Source organism: Cellulomonas chitinilytica (genome assembly GCF_016862675.1).
Lineage (GTDB): Bacteria > Actinomycetota > Actinomycetes > Actinomycetales > Cellulomonadaceae > Cellulomonas > Cellulomonas chitinilytica.
Genome location: NZ_BONK01000004.1, coordinates 42,372 through 62,270 on the forward strand (window position 1 = coordinate 42,372; position 19,899 = coordinate 62,270).

Here is a 19,899-nt window from a genome sequence, read left to right on the forward strand (position 1 = left end):
TCAGCGCACCCCCGGCACGGCGGCGCGCACGCGCCCACCCACCCAGTCGACGACCCCCGGCACGCCGTCGGCGACCGTGACGGTCGGCCGCCAGCCGAGCTCGCTCGCCGCGCGCGAGGGGTCGAGCGCCACGGCCCGGACCTCGCCCGGCAGCGGCGGCCCCAGCACGGGCGCGAGGTCCGGGCGGCCCGCGGCTCGCACCACGTGGTCGTGGATCTCGAGCACGGACGTGCCGATCCCCGTGCCGACGTTGACGAGCCCCGTGCCGCGGCGCGTCGCCCGGGCGAACGCGTCCGCGACGTCGTCGACGTGCACGTAGTCGCGCGTGGACAGCCCGTCGCCGTTGACCGTGCACGTCAGCCCCTGGACCGCGCGCTCGGCGAAGATCGCGACGACCCCGGCCTCCCCCCAGGGGTTCTGCCGCGGCCCGTACACGTTGCCCAGCGCCAGTGCGACGGTCTCGACGCCGCGCTCGCGCGCGTACGTCTCGAGGTAGCTCACCGCGACGGACTTCGTGATGCCGTAGAACGACCGGGGCGCGTGCGGGTGGTCCTCCGTGACCGGCTGCTGCGCGGCCGGCACGTCGCCGTAGATCGTCCCGCCGCTCGACGCGAACGCGAACCGTCCGCAGCCACCGCGCAGCCCCGCCTCGAGCATCGCGACGAGCCCGACGACGTTGACGTCCGCGTCCAGCAGCGGGTCGCGCATCGAGACCTTGACGCTCATCTGGGCGGCGAGCAGCACCATCGCGTCGGGGCGGAAGTCCTCGACCGCGCGGGCCGCCTGCGGCGAGCGGACGTCCGCCCGCACGACGAGCTCGTCGGGCACCCACCCGAAGTCGCCCGACGACAGGTCGTCGACGACGAGCACCTCGTCGCCCTGGCGCTGCAGCGCCTCGACGGTGTGCGAGCCGACGAAGCCGGCACCGCCGGTCACGAGCACCTTCATCGGACGACCTCCAGGTGGTGGGCGGCGGTGACGCCGAGCTGACGGAGCTGGCCGGGCAGGTCCTCGTAGCCGCGCAGCAGGTGGGTCGCGCGCGGGATCGTGACCGGGCCGTCCGCGACGAGCGCCGCGAGCAGCAGCGCCGCCGAGCCGCGGATGTCCGGGCAGTCCTCCAGCACGCCCCCGCGCAGCCGCACGTCGGGGCGCCCGTCGACGACGACCTCGACCGCCGGCCGGCCCTCGACGTGGGTGCGGCTCACCACCGGGGCGTCGAGGCCCGCCGGGACGAGCCGGTCGAGGAACTGGAACCGGTCGACGAACACGGTGTCCGTCAGCGTCGAGCGGCCCTCCGCCCGGGTCGCGAGCAGCAGCGCCGCGAACGGCGCCCAGTCGCTGCTGAACACCGGCTCCGACCCCGCCCGCACGTCGGTCGCGCGCAGCGCCCGGTCGCCCGGGTGCGCGACGGTCATCGTGCCGTCGCCGACCTCGACCTCGGCACCGATGCGCTCGCACAGCTCGACGAAGCGGGGGACGCGCAGGTCACGGGTGAACCGGACGGTCACCGCCCCGCGGGTCAGCAGGCCCGCGGTGAGGAGCGTGACGGCGTGGATCCGGTCCGGCCCGACGGCCCACCGGACGGTGTCGGGGCCGGGGCCGGTGACGGTGATCCGGTCGCCCACCCGGTGCACGTCCGCGCCGTTCGCCGCGAGCGCTTCCACCTGCTCCCAGCAGGACGGCTCGGCGGTCGCCCCCTCGACGACGCTCGCACCGGGCGTCGCGAGCGCCGCCGCGACCGCGACGACCGTCCCCGTCATGCTCGGGTACGCGAACGCGACCCGCGCGGGCCGACGCACGGTCCACTCGACATCCGTGCCGTGCTCCGTCGCCCGCCACGTCGCCCCGAACAGCGCCAGCGTGTCGAGGTACCACTGCGTGGGGCGGAGGCCGATCTCGCACCCGGCCGGGACCCCCGCGAACCGCAGCCGCCCGCGATGGTGCAGCGTCGCGGGGATCAGGCAGTACAGGTTGCGGGACCGGGACACGAGCTCGGCCGACCACTCGACCGTGCCGGGGGGCAGCGGCGAGCGCAGCCGCAGCGTGCGGGCGTCACGGTCGTGCTCGACGTCCGCGAACACGAGCCGCATCGCGTCGACGAGCGCCAGCGCGTCGCTGTTCGCGGGCACGCCGGTCAGCTCGACGTCCGCCGCGACGGCCGCGGCGGCGAGGACGTGCGCGAACGCGTGCTTGCCGCCGGGCAGGTCGACGGTCCCGCGCAGGGGGGTGCCGTCGTGCTCGACGGTGACCGGCCCCGCCGTCGCCGGGCCTCCGGTCGTCTGGCCGGTGGTCATACGGTCGCCTCCCGCATGAAGGCGGCACGGTCGTAGCCGTGCCGGACGAAGTGGTCGACGAGCGCACGCTCGACGGGGAACCGGTAGGGGAAGGTCTCGACCGCCGCGTCGACGGCGTCGCGGACGCCCTGGTCGGGCACGTGGAACACGCCACCGCCGCGCACCGCGTCGTAGACGTACCCGGCGCCCTTCGCGAGCGAGAGCTTGTCGCGGTCGGTCACGTAGGCGGGCAGCACGCGGCGCGCCGCGTCGCGGAGCAGGCTCTTCGTGCGACCGCCCTCGAGGTGCGCGGGCGCGGGGTGCCGCAGGGCCGCCTCCACGACGGCGACGTCGAGGAACGGCACGCGGCACTCCAGCGTGCGGTGCATCGACATCCGGTCGAGGCGCTGGCAGTTCGTGCGGTGCAGGGCCCGCAGCCGGTCGACGCGGCGCCGCTCGAGCGCGTCGGGGTCGGTGAGCACCGCGCCGTCGGCGCCGCGCTCGGTGTACCCGAAGAACAGCTCGTCGGCCCCCTCACCGGTCAGCACGACCCGACGGCCCGAGGCGGCCACCGCGTCGACGAGGCGCAGCATCGGGGCGGCGTGGTTGACGACGTGCCACTCCCACGACTCGACGATGCCGACGACCTGGCCGGCGTGCTCCCACAGCTCGTGCGGGTCGTGCCCGACGACCTCGACGAGCTCGACGTCGAGGTCGTCGCACAGCCGGCGCGCGACGTCGACGTCCGGCGAGCCCTCGCGGTAGAGCACGAACGCGGTCACGTCCCGGCTGCGCTCCAGGGCGTGCGCGAGGACGAGCGAGGAGTCGAGCCCGCCGGAGAGCATGACGGCGTACGGCTCGTCGGGCACGCGGGCGTGGACCGCGTCGCGGACCGTGCGCGCGACGTCGTCCAGCGCGGCGCCGGGGCGCACGTCCGACGGGCGGGCCCGCACGACGTCCGCGGCGTCCCACCACGTGTCGGCGACCGGCTCGGCCGAGCTGGGCGCGAACGTCACGAGCGCACCGGGCGGCACCTCGGTGATCCGCTCGGCGCCCGGCACGTCGAGCAGCGCCTTGATCTCCGACGCGAGCACCGTCACCTCGCCGGCGCGGACCAGGTACAGCGGCTTGATCCCGAGGTGGTCACGGGCCGCGACGACCGTCCCCGTCCGCTCGTCGGCCGCGACGAGGACGCCCTCCCAGTGCACCGCCCGCAGCGCCGCACGGACGCCGCGGGCCTCGACGAGCTCCGCGAGCACAGCGGTGTCGGAGGTCGCGGCGGCCGCGGGCAGCCCGAGCTCGGCGGCGAGCTCACGGAAGTTGTAGACCTCGCCGTTGTGGACGACGACGGTCGCCCCCGACCGGGACGTGACCGGCTGCCGGCCAGCCGGCCCGCCGACGATGGGCAGCCGGTTCGTCCCCAGGTGCGCCGCCGCCGTGACCGCGTGGGCGTCCTCGTGGCGCGTGCCCGGCGACCCGCGGTGCTCGATGCGCCGCAGCCCGGCGCCGACGAGCCCGGCCCGGACGGCGTCCGACCCGCCGCCGACGGCCGCGACGATCCCGCACATCAGAGCTCCGTCCCGGCCAGCACCGGCGCGGGGGCGCCGACGGCGGCGCACACCTGGGGCTCGCCGTGCCGCAGGTACCGCACGAGGCAGTGGTTCACCCACAGGTGCAGGTCCTCGGTGAGGCCGTAGTCCCCGGCGCCGACCTCGACGACGACCTGCGCGACCTGCGCGATGCGTCCGCGCCGCCCGACGAGCGCGATCAGGTCCAGGCCCCGCTCGGCGGCGACGGTCGCGGCGGCGACGAGGTTCGGGGAGTCCGCGCTGACGCTCAGCAGCACGAGCACGTCGCCGGGGCGGCCGAGCATCTCCAGCTGCGACGCGAACCCCCGGTCGGCACCCTCGTCGTTCACGAGCGCCGACCAGCGCGCCGTGTTGTCCGCGAGCGCCATGACGATGCCCCGCCCGCCTCCGGCGAGCCACGCCGCGGCGATGTCCGCCGCCATGTGCTGCGCGGTCGCGGCGCTGCCGCCGTTGCCCGCGACGAAGATGGAGCGGCCCGCGTGCAGCGCGCGCTCGACCGCCTGGATGGCCGCGGCCACGTCGGCGTGCGGGAGCCGCTCGACCGCGTCGGACAGGTCGGCGGCGTACCGCTCGACGACGTGCGACGCCTCGGTGCGCGGGCGCTCGGGGGTGACCGGGGCGATGTCGTCGTCGAGCTCTTCGATGGGGGTCGGTGTCACGGCTGCCGTGCCTCCGTCTCGTGACGTGCTGCTGCGGACGTGCCGTCGGGCGACGGCGCGTGGGGGCGTGCGCGGCGGTAGCGGTCGGGGTCGCCGCGCCGTGGGCGGTCCACGGGGCGGGCGGTGCCGACGAGCGCCTTGTTGGGGCGGACGCCCTCGGCGTCGGTCATCACGGGCCGGGGATGGTCGAGGTGCATCCCCGTCGCGTCCGCGCGGACGACCGGGCCGAGCTCGGCGAGCCGCCGGATCAGGTCGTTGTCCTCGTCGCCCCAGCCCTCGTACCGCTCGTCGAACCCGTCGACCGCGTCGAACAGGTCGCGCCGGACGACGAGGCACAGGCCGAGCGTGTCGCGCAGCACGTAGCCCGTGACCTGCTGCGGGCCGACGTCGGCGGCGACCAGGCCGGGCGCGACGCTGCTCGCCGCGACGCGGTCGGTCGAGGCGGGGTCGAGCCAGATCGCGTCGGTGTGCGGGAAGGCGACCGCCGCGTCGGCCGCGTCCTGCACGGCGCGGTGGAGGGCGTCGCGGACGAGCACGTAGTCCCCGTCCAGCACGCACACCGTGGGCTCGTCGGTCCGCTCGACACCGAGGTTGACGGACCACCCCTTGTTGAACGGCCCCGGGTTCCAGGCGAGGACGACGTCGTCCGCGAGCTCGCGGACCGTCGCGGGCAGCCGCTGCTCGTCGTCCTGCTCGACGAGCACCACGTGCACGTGGTCGTCGGGACGCAGCGTCCGCCGCAGGACCCGCAGGGCCACCTCGACGTTGCGCAGCCGCGCGGGCTCCCGCACCCGGACGGGCACGACGACCGCGACGTCGAGCGGCGTCGCGTCGGCGGGACGCACCGGGGCCTGCGGCGCACCGGGCACCCCGCCGAGCCACAGCTGCGTCAGCCCGCGCTCCGCGACGGCGGCGAGACGCTCCTCGGCCGACGCGAGGTCCGCCCGCGCGACGTGCCGGCGCACGACGTCCGTGACCCGGGCGTGGGCCGCCCGGCGGTCGCCGTCCGCCGCGAGGTCTGCCGCGACGGCGGCGAGCTCGGCGCCGCCCAGGGCGTCGGCCGGCAGCACCGCGTCGACGGCCGCGAGGTACAGCGGGACCTGGCGCTTCCACGTCGTCGCGTTGACCTGCGCGGCCGGGTCGTTCAGCACCATCCACGCCGCCGCGACGCCCTCCGCGACCCGTCCCTCCGGCACCGTCGCGCCCGGCGCCGGGTGGACGTCACTCGCCGTCACGACGCACCGACGGCCACCGGTGAGGTGAGCCGGGACGGGACCAGCGGCACCAGCGCCGCCCGCGGCGACCAGCGCAGCAGGTGGTCGATCTGCCCCTCGCGCAGGCCCAGCGACCGCATGTTGCGCGCCTGCCCGTCGATGTTCGTCGACCCGGCCGCGACCCGGCCGTCGGACCGCAGCCGCAGCGAGCTGGTCTCCGCGGCCACGAGGTGCTCGCCCGCCATCTCGAAGACCTCGATGTGGTCGGTGATCGCGATGAGACGGTCCGCACCCACGTACTCGACGGTGCGGCGGCAGATCTCGAGGTCGACGTGGTCGCCGTCGAAGTTCAGCATCGGCAGGATCCGTCCCGCGCGTGCCGCCGTCACGATGACCGCGGGGACCGGCCCGAGGACACGGTCGAGCGTCGCGGCCGTCCACTCCTGCGCCAGGAACGCACCGAGCTCGTCGGCGCGGCGCTCCCGCTCGGCGCCCGTGCGCCACGCGTGCCGGAACGCCCGCGGCATGTCGTTGAACAGGTGGTCGGTCACGAGGGCGTCCTGCTGGCCGTCCGTGAGGCGCTCGACGAAGTCGATGACGTCCTGCGTGCGGCGTGCGCTCGTCCACGGGTCGCCGTGCCGGAAGTGCCCGAGCGCCAGCCGCACGCCGTGCGCGTAGAACAGCTCGATGAGCGCCGCGAACGTCAGGTCCTCGCCGACGAGCCCGTCGAGGTCGACCGCGTCGGGGGCGATCACGACATAGCGCAGCCCGTGGTCGCCGAGCGCCGCGATGCGGCGCCACGTCTGGGTGTCCGGCATCCAGCACCCGGCCGGCGGGACACCGCCGGACGTGCCGAGCATCGGCCCCTCGACGCCGAAGCCCAGCACGTGGTCCAGCTCGCCGCGCGCGCGGCCTGCGCTCCACGCCGCGACGACGTCCTCGAAGGTGTCGACGTACTCGCGGCGCAGGAACACGGTGGGGACGACCTCGACGCCGCGCTCCGCCGCGAGCGCGTCGACGCCCGCGAGGGCGTCCGGGGTCATCGAGCTGAAGTCGTGCGGGCCGATGCCGTGCACGTGGAACAGGACCGGGGTGGGTCGGTCGTCGTCCGTCGTCGCACTCGTCACGATCATGGTTCCTCTCCGGGGTTCGGGGGGCCGCTGCCGGGCGGCCGGGTCAGGGCTCGAGCGCCGTGGCGCGCAGCCGCGTGAGCTGGGCCGGCTCGAGGCCGTGGTGGCTCAGGTACTCGGTGACGCTCCCGTGACGTGCACGGATGCGCCGGAAGGCGTCGACCAGCAGGGCCTCGGTGACGGGGCGACCGGTCGCCTCGGCCGCGTCCGGCGACAGGTGGCTCTGCGCGTTCGACGCGAGGTAGTCGTCGAGGACCCGGCGCTCGGGGACCCCGAGGACGTCGAGCACCATCGCGGCGACCAGGCCGGTGCGGTCCTTGCCGGCCGCGCAGTGCACCAGCGCCGGGCCGTCGCTGTCGGCGATGCGCCCGACGGCGTGCGCGAGCGCGGGGCCGCACGCGTCCACCATGAGCCGGTACACGTCCGCCAGCTCGGCCGGCACGTCCTGGCCCGCGGGGAACACGGGGCAGCTGTGGTACCGGACGGGGCCGTCCGTGTACCGGTGCTCCTCGGAGTCGCGGCGCAGGCTCACGACGGTGCGGATGCCCGCCCCGTGCAGGGCGGTCGGGTCGACACCGTCGGTGCGACCCGACCGCCACAGGAAGCCGTGGCGGGTGACGCGCCCGTCGAACGTGCGCATGCCGCCGAGCTGGCGCACGTTGCGCAGCCCCGCCAGCGCGGTCGACGTCGCGCCCGCCGTGCCCGCTGCGCTCGCCGTCGTCGTCGTCGTGCTCATCGTCACCCGCCCCCGCTCAGCCGACCGCGGTGAGGCGGACGGTGCGGACGGGGTTGTCCTTGTTGGTGTCGACGAGCCGGACCGTCTGGAACCGGCCGACGCCGAGCTCGCCGTCGACGATCGGGATGCTCGCGAACGGCGGGATCAGCGCCGGCAGCACGTGGTCACGGTTGTGCCCGTGCTTGCCGCTGCGCTGCGTCCACGGCCCGTCGACCGGAAGGATCTCCTTGAGGATGCTCAGCAGGTCGGCGGGTGTGCGCTCCCCCTCCTCGAGGACCGCGAACCCGGCCGTGGCGTGCGGCGTCCAGGCGTGCAGGATGCCGTCCGTCACCCCCGACGCGCGCACGAACTCGCGGCACTGCTCGGTGATGTCGTGGGCGACCTCGTCGGCGCCCGTCTCGACCTTGAAGTCCGTGCTCGTCACCATCTCGGTGTCTCCTCTCGTGCGGTCAGGCGTGGACGACGCCCAGCAGGCGGGTGATCTCGTCGGCGAGCGCGTCGCGCGCCGCCGTGAGGTAGTGCTTCACCTCGATCGAGGCGGGCTCGCTCTCCAGGTACTCGCGCAGCCCCCGGGTGAACACGCCGTTGAGGTGCGTCGCGATGTTGACCTTCGTCATGCCGGCCTCGATGGCCCGGCCGATCTCGTCGTCGGGCACGCCGGACGAGCCGTGCAGCACGAGCGGGACCTCGAGGCGGTCGCGGATCGCGGTGATGCGCGGCAGGTCGAGCGCGCGGGAACGCTCGCGCATCGAGTGCTGGGAGCCCACCGCGACGGCGAGGGCGTCGACGCCGGTCTCCTTGACGAACTGCGCCGCCTCGTCGGGGTCGGTCAGCACACCGGGTGCGTGGGCGCCGCCCTTGCCGCCGATCTCGCCGAGCTCGGCCTCCACGTAGACGCCCTGGTCGTGGCACCGCGCGGTCACCTCGGCGGTGCGCCCCGCGTTCTCGGCGTACTCGAGCTTCGACGCGTCGAACATGATGCTCGTGAACCCGAGCTCGACGGCCTGCTGCACGAGCTCGGGGTCGGTCGCGTGGTCGAGGTGCACCGACACCGGCACGCTGGACGCGCGGGCGATCGCGAGCATCGCGGACCCGAGCGGCACGATCGAGCCGTGGTGGCGGGCGCAGTTCTCCGTCATCTGGATGATCACGGGCTTGCCGGCGCGCTCGGCGCCGATGACGTGCGCCTCGGCGTACTCGAGGTTCAGCACGTTGAACGCGCCGACGCCGCGGCCCTCCCGTGCGGCGGCGTCGACGATCTCAGCGGTGGGTACGAGTGGCATGGCTGTTCCCTTCTTCGGGCGCGCGCGAGCGACCCCGCACGTGCGTGGTGGGTGGAGCGGTACGCGTCAGTCGTCGACGACGACGCGCTGCCAGTCGGCGCGGTGCGCCTCGATGTAGGCGATGTCGTGCAGGTACAGGTCGGCGTGCCCGTCGGCGATGTGCCGCGCGAAGTTCTCGTCCCCGGCGTCGGCCGCGGCCTGCATGAAGTCGACGAGGGACTGCAGGCGGCGTCCGAGGGTCGCGACGACGGTCGCGCGCAGCTCCGGGGTCGCGCCGTAGGCGTCGAGGAACTGCCGCGCGCGCCGCGCCTGCTCGTCGGTGCCGCCGAAGCCGTCGCCGTTCTCGGGCCGGGTCAGGGGTGCGAACCGGTACAGCGCGTACGCGAGGTCCCACGCCCGCGGCCCGGGCCGGGCACCGTCGAAGTCGATGAGGGAGACCGCCTCACCGTCCCGGAACACGCAGTTGTACGGCGCGAAGTCGCCGTGGCACAGGACCTCGACGGGCTCGATCGGCCCGAGCTGCCAGCCCTCGACGCCCTGGTCGAGCAGCGTGGTCGTGGCGTCGTGGTACCCGCGCAGGAGGCGGCCGGCGGACAGCAGCGCCGACTCGCTGCGCACCTGCTCGGTCAGCGGGTAGTTGCCGACCTCGCCCGCGACGTAGTCGAGGACCTCGCGGCCCTGCTCGTCCGTGCCGTGCACGCGCGGTGCGCCCTCGAAGCCGACGTCGCGCAGGTGGCGCAGCAGCACGTGGATCGCGGGCGTCCAGGGGCGTGCCGGTCGGCGCACGGTGCTGCCGACGCGGGTGACGACGTTGACGCCGCCGCCCTCGAGGACCTCCTCGTCGGGCGCCGGGCTCGTGGGCTGGGCGGCCGGGGCGGCGGGGGTGTCGGCCATGGCGGGGACCTCCTCGGTGGTGAGCACGTGCGCGGGGCGGGTCACGGGGTGGGTCGAAGGGTGGGTCACGGGGCGGCGACCGGGGTCGCGACCGGGGCGGCGGCACGCGCGTCGGGCCCGACCGCGCCCGGGGGCACGGGCGCACCGGCCCACCGGTCGCACGTGAGGTCGGGTCCGTCGCCGTGTGCCTCGACGACCTCGACGTTGCGCAACCAGTGCACGCGCCCGTGGTCGCGCGGGAGGTTCGCGCACACCGCCGGGACGGCGAGCTGCAGGATCCCGCCGTGCGCGACGACCGCCACGACCGCGTCGCCGGGGTGCTCCTGCTGCACCCGCGCGACGACGCGCCGCAGCCGGCCGATCACCTGCGTCGCCGACTCGCCCCCCGGGGCGACGGGCTCGTCGAGCGCACCGTCGGCCATCCACCGCTCCCACCCGGCGTCCAGCCGCGGCAGGCCCTCCGACGCGGGCGTGCCCTCGACGACACCGGCGAACAGCTCGCGCAGGTCGTCCAGCGGGACGAGGGGGGCACCGGACCGGCGGGCGAGCGCCGCCGCCGTCCGCGTCGCGCGCAGCGTGGGGCTCGCGTAGACCGCGTCGAGCGACCCGGCGAGACGCTCGGCGAGCTCCTCGGACTGCCGGACGCCCTCGGGCGTCAGGTCAGGCCCGGGGGTCGCCGTGGAGATCACGCCGTCGCGGTTGTGCACGCTCTCGGCGTGCCGGACGAAGACGAAGCGGGTCATGCACTGCTCCCTGGGATCGGGGGGTCGAGGGCGGGGCGGGCGCGGGTCACAGGGTCCGGGTGAGCATGTAGTCCGCCCGCCCGTACCCGAGCTCGAGGAACCGTTCGAGCGAGGCGGCCTCGGCGTCACCGACCGTGAGCCGCTCGTCGGCGGTCCCCGCGCGCGGGCCCCGCACCTGTCCCGCGAACAGCCCGTCGCCGTCGGCGTGCTGCCCGTACCGGTACCCGACGCCCCGGGCGAACGTGAGCTTCGGTCGTTCGAGGATGTACTCGGGCAGCGTGCCCCGCATCGCGACGCGGAGCGGCCACTTGGTGAGCTCGCCGTGGACCATCTCCTCGGGGCGGAACCGGCGGGCGGCCTCGACGACGCGGCGCGCCGCGAACGGCAGCCGCACGTCGACCCCGAACCGCTGCCCGAGCCGGTCGAGCCGCTGCGCGCTCGTGCGGTGGAAGTTGCCGAGCTCCTTGTCGCGGCGGGCCGCCACCTCGGCGGCGTCGTCGGCCGCGGAGCGGTACCCGCCGAAGAGCTCGTCGCTCGCCTCGCCGGTCAGCAGCGCACGCCCGGTCGTCGCGACGTGCCGCATCAGCACCCGGCTGGGGACGGCGTGCGTGAGGACCTGCTGCTCCCACGACTCGACGTCCGCGACGAGCTCCCGCAGGAGCGCGTCGGCGTCGTCGATCGGCTCGGGCTCGATCACCGTCAGCGGGACGCCGAGGTCGGCGCACAGCCGGGTCGAGAACTCCAGGTCGGGCGAGCCGGGCAGCGCGACGGTGACGGCCACGACGTCCGCGCCGCTCTCCCGGGCGACGGCGAGCACCGTCGACGAGTCGACGCCGCCGGAGACGGCGACCGCGACGGGGCGGCCGGCGCGGGCGGCGACGCTCGCCCGGACCTCGCGCCCGAGCGCGGCGGCCCGGTCCTCGAACGTCTCGTCGGTGTCGGCGCGCACCAGCTCGTCGCGCCAGGTCTGCGGCTCGTCCCCGCCGAGGACGACGACCGACGCCGGCGGGACCACGGCGATGCGCTCGACACCCATCGCCACGAGCTGCTTGATCTCCGAGGCGATCGCGACGCCGCCGCCGGGGAGCACCCCGTGGTGCAGGGGCCGGGTGCCGAGCTGGTCGCGGACGAGGAGCGCCGACCGGCCGTCCGACGCGACGACCACGGCCGCGCCCTCCGTGCCGTCGACGACGGCCGGGACGTCCCGCGGCGCGGGTCCGCGGCGCAGCAGGCGGTGCGCCGCGGCGTCGAGCGACCCGTCGACCAGCACGTCCGGCTCGGCCGGCCGCGGGCCGGTGACGCTCACGCTGCCGCCGGCGGGCAGCGCCCAGGTGGCGGTCGTGGCGTCGCGGTAGACGGCGGTCGCGGCGGCGGTGAGCGCGGCGGCCCGGTGGTCGGCGAGCACGAGGGCGAGTCTCACGAGGCTCCTTCGGAGAGCGGCTGGAGGTGACGGCGGAGATCGGTGGGATCGATCCCACGAAGGCCGGGCACGTGGTCGTGCGTGACGTCGGCGCACCCGCCGAACGGCGTGAGGTGGACGGCGACCGCCCCGGCGCCCTGGGCGCCCCGCACGTCCTCGTCGAGCGAGTCGCCGACGTGGACGACCTTGTCGAGCGGGCGGCCGAGCTCGGCCGACACCCGGCGGAACACGCGCGGGTCGGGCTTCGCGAGGCCGAGGACCGACGAGTCGAAGGTGCGCTCGACGGGGATCCGGCCGTCCGCCGGGTCCCCCGACAGGCCGGCGGCGGCGAGGATCTCGACGGTCATGGGCCGCACGGTGTTGCTCACGGCGGCGACGGGGACACCGGCCGCCGCGGCGGCGAGCAGGAGCTCGCGGGCACCGGGGACGACGCGTCGCCAGACGTCGGGCCGTCCGTGGACCTCGCGCAGCCGGTCGACGTACGCGTGCACACGCTCGACCGGGGCGCCGACGCTCGCGGCGACGTGGTCCCAGCCGACGAGCGGGACGGCACCGGACTCGCGGACCCGCACGAGGTAGTGGACGGCGTCCCAGTGCTCGCCCGGCGCCGCGTCGGCGAGCACCGCCGTCGGCTCCGGGAGCACGAGGACGCCCGCGACGTCGAGGCTCAGCGCCTCGCCCGGCGCGACGCCGACCGCGGCCCCGGCACCCGGGTCCGGGCGCGCGGCAGCCCATTCTGCACGCATCAAAGAAAGCCCCCTTCGCTCGGCCACGGCCGGTTCTCACCGACGACGCAGCTCGCGCGATAAATCTCATCTGCGCACATTTGGGCGCGGGGACACTTAACCCTAGGGCCACCGCGATCCGTCACCAGTGATCCACGATGTGAGACCCGGACCGCGGTTCGCGCGGTCCCGCACCGCGCCGGCCGGGCGCGAGGACGAGCCGCGACGGGCGCGGCGAACGTGCAGGTCACAGCGGTGTCACGTGCTACGGTGCAGCGTCCGGTCGACGAGGTCCGGCGGTAACCTGTGCATCCGAGCTGCCCGGCGTGTCGTCACCGGCGTGGTCGCGCGGATCGCCTGGGCCCGCCCGGCAACGTCCCCTCGGGCGCCCCGAACTGCACCGGTGCCGTTCGGCGAGCACACCTGCGTCGACGCGATTTCACATTCCTGCGCGAGAAGTTCGGTGCAGGTTCACACCGCGGCTGCCAATGCTTTCCGCACCATCGGGCGGCGGAGCGTCGGGGCATTCCCGGAACCTCCGCACGCCCGCCCCCGTCTCGGCATGCCGAGCGCCGTCCACCGCCGACCAGCACGACGAGGTGCTCGGCGTCTGCGCCGTTCACCCTCCGCCCGCGCCCGTCGACCCGACGCGGCACCTACCCTGCCGACCATGGAGTCCGGAAGACGGAACGAGCGCACATCCAGCGCCTCGTGGGGAGATCGCCAACTCGTCCTCAACGCGTGGTTCTTCGCGTCAGGGTCGGCGCTCGCCGGGCTCGGGCTGCTCGTCACTGCCTTCATGACGTCGACCTGGCAGCTCGCGGCCGCCGCGGTGCTGCTGTTCGGCACCACCTGCGCCCAGGCGTCGATCATCCGGCGTCGGCGCGCGGTGCTCAACCACGGCGACCTCGACTTGGCCGGCCACGCCGCCATGGTGGGCGCACTGTCGCTCCTGGGCTTCATCGCGGCCGTCGTCCTGTGCTCGACCGCAACGTGACTGACGGCCGATCGGCCGGTCAGGGCGCGAAGCGTCGCTGGAGGTCGGCGTACGAGATCGCACCGTCGAGGAAGCCCAGCGTGCCGCCGTCGAGCAGCTCGCGTCCGGCGCGCTCCAGCGTGCTGTAGGCCGCTCGGGCGAGGCTGCCGCCGAGGCTGACCCGTGTCACGCCGAGGGAGAAGAGGGTGGGCGCGTCGGTCGTGCTCGCCAGCCCGGCCACGACGTTGAGCGGGCCGGGGACCTGCGCGGCGAGCCGGCGGATCGTGTCCGCCTCCACGACACCCGGCACGAAGACGCAGTCGGCGCCCGCCTCGACGAACCGGGCCGCCCGCTCGACGGTCTCCTCGAACGGGTCGCCGGCCGCTCCGACGAGGTAGGTGTCGGTCCGGGCGTTCAGCACGAACGTCCCTCGGGGTGCCGCTGCGCGGGCCGCCGCGACACGGTCGACGGCCTCGTCGACGCCGAGCAGCGCGCCGTCGCGCACGTCCTCCAGGTTGCCGCCCACCACGCCGAGCTCGACGGCACGGGCGACCGTGCGGGCGACGTCGTCCGGGGTGGCGCCGTAGCCGGACTCGAGGTCGGCGCTCACCGGGACGTCCACCGCCGCCACGATGCGCGCGACGTGCTCGAGCATCGTGTCGCCGTCCAGCGCTCCCCCGTCGGGCACCCCGCAGGACCACGCGATGCCCGCGCTGGTCGTCGCGATCGCCGGGAAGCCGACCCCTTGGAGCACCCGGGCGGAGCCCGCGTCCCAGGCGTTCGGGAGCACGAAGCCCGGACCGGCGTGCAGGGCGAGGAGGGCGGCCGCCTTGTTCACCACCCCATCGTCGGCCACCGGGCGCCGGAACGCGCCGGCGAACGGCTGTGGCGCCGGCGCGCGTCCGGGGTACGCCGCGGACCGTCCCTCAAGGTTCGCCGCCCCGGGCCGATCTGTTCGGTATGCCACCGACGGGACACGCGGCCGCCTAGGCCCGACGAGCCGATATGGGCAGACATCTGGCAGCCCCCAGCGCGCGACGGCCACCCCTCGCGCGGTGGGCGCGCGCGTGCCTGCGTCCGGTCGCCTGCGGGGTCGCGGTCGGCGCCGTGGCGATGACCTTCGCCCAGGTCGACCCCGACACGTCGTCACCCGCCTTCGCGGACGCGCCCGGCGTCGCCGCCGACCGGCTCGGGCCCGGCACCGTCGCCGCTCCGGCGGACGCGACGTGGACCGCCACCGACGCCGACACCTCCTGGCTGACCGACGCGATCGCGGCGGAGGCGGCGGAGCGCGCACGGCAGGCCGCCGAGGCCGAGGCCGCCCGGCAGGCTCAGGTCGAGGCCGAGCGGGAGGCCGAGCGCAAGGCCGCCCGGAGCCTCGCGCGCGGCGGGTCGTCGACGCCCGGCGTCCCGCCGTCGCGCGTCCCGGTCGGTGAGGTCAAGCAGTACGCCGCGGGCCTCGTCGGCGCCGACCAGTGGGGCTGCCTGGAGGCGCTCTGGCAGCGTGAGTCCGGGTGGGACCCGTCTGCGACCAACTCGTCGTCCGGTGCGTTCGGGATCCCGCAGTCGCTTCCCGGCTCGAAGATGGCGTCGGCCGGTCCCGACTGGAGGTCGAACCCGCTGACCCAGGTCCGGTGGGGCGTGTCGTACATCGAGGGCCGCTACGGCAGCGCGTGCGCCGCGTGGCAGCACTCGCAGTCGACCGGGTGGTACTGATCCGGCGTCCCGGGAGACCGCACGCCGCGCACCCGGTCGGGGTGCGCGGCGTGCGGTCGACCCGGTCGACGCCCTATCGCTGGAGCGTGAGCAGGCCGGGCCGGTACGGCAGCAGGCCGTAGTCCCCGCCCGAGCTCGGCGAACGGCCCTGGTACAGCAGCTGCAGGTTGCAGGGGTCGATCGTCATGGTCTGGTCGTTGCTGCTGCGGATGAGCTCGCCGTGGCTGATGTCGTTGGTCCACGTCGCGCCGCTGTTGGCCTTGCCGGCGAACGGGTTGCTCTCGCTCGCGGCCTGCGGCGTCCACGAGCCCGAGAGGCTGCTCGCGGTGAACGAGCGGAAGTACCGGCCGTTGGAACCGATCGCCTCGACGATCATCAGGTACTGGTTCTGGCCCTTGACCTTGTAGACCTGCGGGGCCTCGAACAGGTTGTTCGTGGAGTCGCTCATGACGGTGGTGTACGAGGAGCCGAAGCTGCCCGGGAAGTTCCCGATCGGCATGCTGGCCCGGTAGATCTTGCCGTTGTCACCGGCGAAGAACAGGTACATGTTCGTGGCGTCGCCGATGATCGTCTGGTCGATGGGGCCGGTGCCGGAACCCGAGATGCTGCCCGTGAACAGGGTCTGCGCCGACGACCACCCGTTGGGGTTGGTGGGGTCGCTGGACGTCCGGTAGGAGAACGCGGTCGGGCCCCACTGGTAGGTGAGCACCCAGATGTTCTTCGGCGCGAAGTAGAACAGCGACGGTGCGACGGTCGCGGACGTCATGGCGTTCTGGCTGGCCGAGCCCATGCTCGACCAGCTGCTGAACAGGCCGAAGCTCATCGAGCCCCAGGACGAGCCGTTGTCGTGCGTCGTCGCGTAGACGAGGTGCTGGCCGTTGTACTCGGCGGTCGTGAAGTCCTTGAGCGACGCCCACCCGGACCGCGGGGTGGCGAGCGAGCCCGTCGACGACCAGCGGTAGCTCGACGGCAGCGAGCACGTGCCGCCGGTGGACGTCGGAGTCGGCGTGGGCGTGGGGTTCGTCGAGCCGCCTCCCACCTTGACGAGCTGCCACTGCTGGTTGCTGCCGTTCCAGTCGGCGTACTGGACGACGTTCGCGCCGTCGGCGGTGGACGCGCCCTGCACCTCGACGGCCTTGCCGCTGTTGCGGCTGATCAGCTGGATGTAGCCGTCGACGTCCTGCAGGGAGAACTGCTGGTTCGTGGAGTTGGCGTCGGACCACTGGATGATCGCGGCGCCGTCGGCGGTGGACTTGTTGGAGACGTCCAGCACCTTGCCGGAGAGCCGGGACTTGAGCCGGTAGTAGCCGCTGCCGGAGTCGACGAACTGCCACTGCTGCTGGTTGCCGTCGTTGCGGGACCACTGGGCGATGCGCGCACCGTCGTTGGTGGCGAGGTTGTACACGTCGAGGGCCTTGCCGCTGTTGCGGTTGACCAGGACGTACCAGGCGGACGTGTCGACGCTGGCTGCCGCGGCCGGGCCGACCTGCCCCGGCACCGCTGCCACCAGGGCCAGCACTAGGCCGGCGACCGCCAGGGCTCGTGCGGCGATGGACTTCCTCATCCTTCGCTCCTTCGGTTCGTCGTGTCCCGCGAGCAGTGCCGGCACGTCGGCTCCCCGGCGACGTGGCGCGGCACGGCGGCGGGAGGGCCGGCGATGTTAGCGCTCACATCGTCGTGGCCGAGCTCCGGGTAGGGGGTGGTTCGCCGGGGAACGTATCCGGATCTACATCGATGTACAAGACATTCCGGGCTCCGGAACGTTTCACGTCGACGCACCCGGCCACGAGCGAGCGGCGGCGCCGCTCGGAGGTCGGAGCCGGAGCGGTCGCCTAGCGTGGACGCGGACGCACCCCCGCAAGGAGGATCACCGATGACGGCTCTGCCGGCCGGGCGCTCACCGTGGCCGAGCAACCACGCCCGCCGCCCGAGGGCGCTCGCCCCCCGGCTCGGGACGGGGCACCGTCTTGGATGAGACCGGCGCCCGCCACTGGATCGACAACCGCGACCGCTACGACCGCATGTACCGGCCCGTCGAGGACGCCCTGCTCTCGGCCGCCGCGATCCGCCCCGGGGAGCACGTGCTCGACGTCGGCTGCGGGTACGGCACGACGACGCTCGACGCGGCCGACCTCGCCCGGCCCGGCACCGTCACCGGCGTCGACGTCTCCCCCGCCATGCTCGAGACGGCACGCGCGCGAGCCGCCGGCGACGACCACGTCACGTTCGTCGAGGGCGACGCGCAGACCCACACGTTCCGACCCCCGTCGTGCGACGTCGTGCTCTCCCGCTTCGGCCTCATGTTCTTCGCCGACCCCGTGGCGGCGTTCGTCAACCTCCGGCGGGCGACCCGACCCGGCGGGCGGCTCGCGTTCATCGCGTGGCGGTCGCCGAGGCACCAGCCCTGGTTGTGCGTCCCCGGGGCGGCGGCAGCCCACGCCCTCGGCGTCCCCGTCCCCGACCTCGCCGAGGGCGACGGGCCCGGGATGTTCTCCCTCGCGGACGAGGGCCGGGCACGGAGCGTGCTCGTGGCGGCGGGATGGACGGAGGTCGAGGTCGAGCCCGTCACGGTGCCGCTCCTGGTCGGCGGCGGCGGGACCGTCGAGGACGCCGTCACGTTCCTGCGGACCGGGACGCTCGGGCGCCGGCTGCTGGACGGCGTCGACGTGGACACCGGGGCGCGAGCGCTGGCGGAGGTGCGGGCGGCCCTGGCGCCGCACACCCACCCCGACGGGGTCCGCCTCGACGCCGGCGTGTGGCTGGTGCGCGCCCGGGCCTGACGGCGGCGCACCGCGCCGGTCACGCCGGTGCGGCCCCGGGGTGCACGACCGTCAGCGGCGACGGCAGCTGCCACCCCAGCAGCTCGCTCGCGTGCGACCGGAACACGTCCGCCGGGTCACGCCCGCTGCCGTCGTGCAGCGTGGCGATCAGGTCCATCACCCGTGGCGTCGTCGCGATGAGGTAGCGGCACGGGTCGGCGCTCGGGTTCCAGTACGTGTGCCGCACGCCCCGCACCGCCGTCGCGGCCCCGCCGGGGTCGAGGCCGACGACCCGGTCGTCGAGCAGCACGTGCAACGCGCCCTCGAGCACGTACCAGGTCTCGTCGTCCTCCCAGTGCACGTGCACCGGTGCGATGAGCCCGCGCTCGCCCGCGGGATTGCCGGGGTCGGACCACTCCACGAGCCGGATCTCGCTCCCGGGCGGCGCGAGCTCGGCCTCGGCGACGCGCGCGGACGCGTCCGCGCGATCGAAGGCTCGGTATCCACCCGGCACCGCTCCAGCGTGCTGAACGTCCGAGCACCCGTCAATGCCGTCGCGCGGGTCAGCGAGCCGCGGCCGCCCCGAGGGCCCGGGCCAGCGCGTCGACCTCCGGAGCGAGGTTGCCGGCCGCGGCGAACCGGCGGCGGGCGTACCCGAACGCGACCCCGTTCTCCGGGTCCGCGAACCCCTGCGCGCCCGCCGCGCCCGAGTGGCCGAACGCGGACGCCCCCAGGAACGGGTACGGCACCTGCGTCCGCTCGAACCCGAGACCGAAGTGGTCGACCTCGCCGGTCACCAGGTCGGGACCCGGCGTCGCGAGCGCCGCGACGGCGGCCACGGACGCGTCGTCGAGCAGCGCGCCGCGCCCGTCGGCGCCGATGGCCGCCGCGTACAGCCCGGCGAGCCCGCGAGCGTTGCCGACCGCCCCCGCCGACGTCTGTCCGAGGCGGCGCACCTGCGGGGCGTTGCCGATCGTGACGATGTCCGTCGGCGGGTCGGCGTCGAGGTTGAACGCGACGGAGATCAGGGAGTCGCGGCTCGGTGCGGCCGCGGCGCGCTGCGCCTGCTCGGCGTCGGTGAGCAGCGGCGGCTGCGCGTCGACCACGCGGTCGTCGAGCGCCTCCGGGAGCCCGAGGTGCAGGTCGAGGTCCCGCGGCGCGCGGATGCGCCGCTCGTAGACGTCCCGCAGCGAGAGCCCGGTCTGTCGCCGCACGGCCTCGCCGAGCAGCGCCCCGACGACGAAGGCGTGGTACCCGTAGCCCGCACCCACGGGCCACGCGGGTGCGAGCGGGGCGAGCCGTGCCGCCAGCACCGCGTCGTCGGCGAGCTCGTCGAGCCGGAACCGCTCCGGCACCCCGACGAGCCCCGCGCGGTGGGTGAGGACGTCGCGCACCGTGAGGACGTCCTTGCCGTGCGTGCCGAACTCGGGCCAGTCGTCCGCGACCCGCCGGTCCAGGTCGAGCACGCCGTCCTGCGCGAGCAGCGCGACCGTCAGGTGCACGGCCCCCTTGCCGGTGGAGTACACCGGCATCAGGGTCTGCGCCGGCAGGCCCACGGCGAGGTCGACGACGCGCTCGCCGCCCACGTACGCCGCGACCTGCGCCTGCAGGCCGGGTTCGCCCGCGGCGGTCGCCGCGAAGGCGTCGCGCACCCCCTCGAAGCCGGGCGCGACCGTGCCGTGCACCTGTGCCGTTGCCGTCGTGCTGGTCATCGGGAGCCTCCGCAGCGGTGGGCCGTCCCCTGCCGACGGCCGAGCCCGCGGCACGTTACCCGCGGCCACC

At 75.1% G+C, this 19,899-nt stretch carries 20 protein-coding genes; 3 read left to right on the forward strand and 17 right to left on the reverse strand.

Going from position 1 to position 19,899, the window contains the following annotated elements; genetic code table 11:
- From Cch01nite_RS06715 to Cch01nite_RS06775, 13 genes are all read right to left on the reverse strand, one after another.
- Nucleotides 1–948, reverse strand: a complete 948-nt coding sequence (locus Cch01nite_RS06715) for an NAD-dependent epimerase/dehydratase family protein (protein ID WP_203750282.1) — start codon at nt 946–948, stop codon at nt 1–3.
- The gene (locus tag Cch01nite_RS06720) at nt 945–2,294 is read right to left on the reverse strand and encodes a carboxyvinyltransferase (protein ID WP_203750283.1); all 1,350 of its coding nucleotides are present in this window, start codon (nt 2,292–2,294) and stop codon (nt 945–947) included. The genes Cch01nite_RS06715 and Cch01nite_RS06720 overlap by 4 nt, the downstream gene beginning before the upstream one ends.
- Nucleotides 2,291–3,841 carry an asparagine synthetase B family protein gene (locus Cch01nite_RS06725; protein WP_203750285.1) on the reverse strand — a complete coding sequence of 517 codons (1,551 nt, stop codon included), beginning with the start codon at nt 3,839–3,841 and terminating at the stop codon, nt 2,291–2,293. Before Cch01nite_RS06725 ends, Cch01nite_RS06720 begins: the two co-directional genes overlap by 4 nt.
- Complete coding sequence (locus Cch01nite_RS06730; protein ID WP_203750287.1) at nt 3,841–4,521, reverse strand: SIS domain-containing protein; 681 nt, start codon at nt 4,519–4,521, stop codon at nt 3,841–3,843. Before Cch01nite_RS06730 ends, Cch01nite_RS06725 begins: the two co-directional genes overlap by 1 nt.
- The gene (locus tag Cch01nite_RS06735; RefSeq protein ID WP_203750290.1) at nt 4,518–5,756 is read right to left on the reverse strand and encodes a galactosyltransferase-related protein; all 1,239 of its coding nucleotides are present in this window, start codon (nt 5,754–5,756) and stop codon (nt 4,518–4,520) included. Before Cch01nite_RS06735 ends, Cch01nite_RS06730 begins: the two co-directional genes overlap by 4 nt.
- Entirely contained in the window at nt 5,753–6,868 is a 1,116-nt protein-coding gene (locus Cch01nite_RS06740) for an amidohydrolase family protein (protein WP_203750293.1), read from the reverse strand. Before Cch01nite_RS06740 ends, Cch01nite_RS06735 begins: the two co-directional genes overlap by 4 nt.
- 43 nt (nt 6,869–6,911) lie before the next feature.
- The gene (locus Cch01nite_RS06745) at nt 6,912–7,601 is read right to left on the reverse strand and encodes a tyrosine-protein phosphatase (protein WP_203750296.1); all 690 of its coding nucleotides are present in this window, start codon (nt 7,599–7,601) and stop codon (nt 6,912–6,914) included.
- 16 nt (nt 7,602–7,617) lie between these two features.
- Entirely contained in the window at nt 7,618–8,028 is a 411-nt protein-coding gene (locus Cch01nite_RS06750; protein WP_239070000.1) for a YjbQ family protein, read from the reverse strand.
- A 22-nt stretch (nt 8,029–8,050) separates the two neighbouring features.
- Nucleotides 8,051–8,884, reverse strand: a complete 834-nt coding sequence (locus Cch01nite_RS06755) for a class II fructose-bisphosphate aldolase (protein WP_203750301.1) — start codon at nt 8,882–8,884, stop codon at nt 8,051–8,053.
- A 66-nt stretch (nt 8,885–8,950) separates the two neighbouring features.
- Nucleotides 8,951–9,847 (reverse strand): aminoglycoside phosphotransferase family protein, encoded by an 897-nt coding sequence (locus tag Cch01nite_RS06760; RefSeq protein ID WP_239070001.1) that lies wholly within the window; start codon nt 9,845–9,847, stop codon nt 8,951–8,953.
- The gene (locus Cch01nite_RS06765; RefSeq protein WP_203750303.1) at nt 9,844–10,521 is read right to left on the reverse strand and encodes a histidine phosphatase family protein; all 678 of its coding nucleotides are present in this window, start codon (nt 10,519–10,521) and stop codon (nt 9,844–9,846) included. The genes Cch01nite_RS06760 and Cch01nite_RS06765 overlap by 4 nt, the downstream gene beginning before the upstream one ends.
- A 46-nt stretch (nt 10,522–10,567) precedes the next feature.
- Nucleotides 10,568–11,941 (reverse strand): asparagine synthase-related protein, encoded by a 1,374-nt coding sequence (locus Cch01nite_RS06770; RefSeq protein WP_203750306.1) that lies wholly within the window; start codon nt 11,939–11,941, stop codon nt 10,568–10,570.
- Complete coding sequence (locus Cch01nite_RS06775) at nt 11,938–12,687, reverse strand: HAD family hydrolase (RefSeq protein WP_203750309.1); 750 nt, start codon at nt 12,685–12,687, stop codon at nt 11,938–11,940. The genes Cch01nite_RS06770 and Cch01nite_RS06775 overlap by 4 nt, the downstream gene beginning before the upstream one ends.
- Before the next feature lie 649 nt (nt 12,688–13,336).
- Here Cch01nite_RS06775 and Cch01nite_RS06780 point away from each other — a divergent pair.
- Nucleotides 13,337–13,663, forward strand: coding sequence for a hypothetical protein (locus Cch01nite_RS06780; protein WP_203750312.1), 327 nt, complete (start codon nt 13,337–13,339; stop codon nt 13,661–13,663).
- Between the two features lie 19 nt (nt 13,664–13,682).
- Here the strand turns inward: Cch01nite_RS06780 and Cch01nite_RS06785 are convergent, their stop codons facing one another.
- A complete protein-coding gene (locus tag Cch01nite_RS06785; protein ID WP_203750314.1) occupies nt 13,683–14,480 on the reverse strand; it encodes an isocitrate lyase/PEP mutase family protein in 798 nt (265 codons plus the stop codon).
- 275 nt (nt 14,481–14,755) lie between these two features.
- On the opposite strand from Cch01nite_RS06785, the gene Cch01nite_RS06790 reads away from it, so the two are divergent.
- Nucleotides 14,756–15,358 (forward strand): aggregation-promoting factor C-terminal-like domain-containing protein, encoded by a 603-nt coding sequence (locus Cch01nite_RS06790; RefSeq protein WP_203751133.1) that lies wholly within the window; start codon nt 14,756–14,758, stop codon nt 15,356–15,358.
- A gap of 73 nt (nt 15,359–15,431) precedes the next feature.
- Here the strand turns inward: Cch01nite_RS06790 and Cch01nite_RS06795 are convergent, their stop codons facing one another.
- Entirely contained in the window at nt 15,432–16,922 is a 1,491-nt protein-coding gene (locus Cch01nite_RS06795) for a non-reducing end alpha-L-arabinofuranosidase family hydrolase (RefSeq protein ID WP_203750316.1), read from the reverse strand.
- Nucleotides 16,923–17,325: 403 nt separating this feature from the next.
- Between Cch01nite_RS06795 and Cch01nite_RS06800 the strand changes: the two genes are divergently transcribed.
- The gene (locus Cch01nite_RS06800; RefSeq protein WP_203750318.1) at nt 17,326–18,138 is read left to right on the forward strand and encodes a class I SAM-dependent methyltransferase; all 813 of its coding nucleotides are present in this window, start codon (nt 17,326–17,328) and stop codon (nt 18,136–18,138) included.
- Nucleotides 18,139–18,157: 19 nt separating this feature from the next.
- Here the strand turns inward: Cch01nite_RS06800 and Cch01nite_RS06805 are convergent, their stop codons facing one another.
- The gene (locus tag Cch01nite_RS06805) at nt 18,158–18,631 is read right to left on the reverse strand and encodes a cupin domain-containing protein (protein ID WP_203750320.1); all 474 of its coding nucleotides are present in this window, start codon (nt 18,629–18,631) and stop codon (nt 18,158–18,160) included.
- 49 nt (nt 18,632–18,680) lie between these two features.
- Nucleotides 18,681–19,829 (reverse strand): serine hydrolase domain-containing protein, encoded by a 1,149-nt coding sequence (locus tag Cch01nite_RS06810; protein ID WP_203750321.1) that lies wholly within the window; start codon nt 19,827–19,829, stop codon nt 18,681–18,683.
- Nucleotides 19,830–19,899 lie beyond the last annotated feature (70 nt).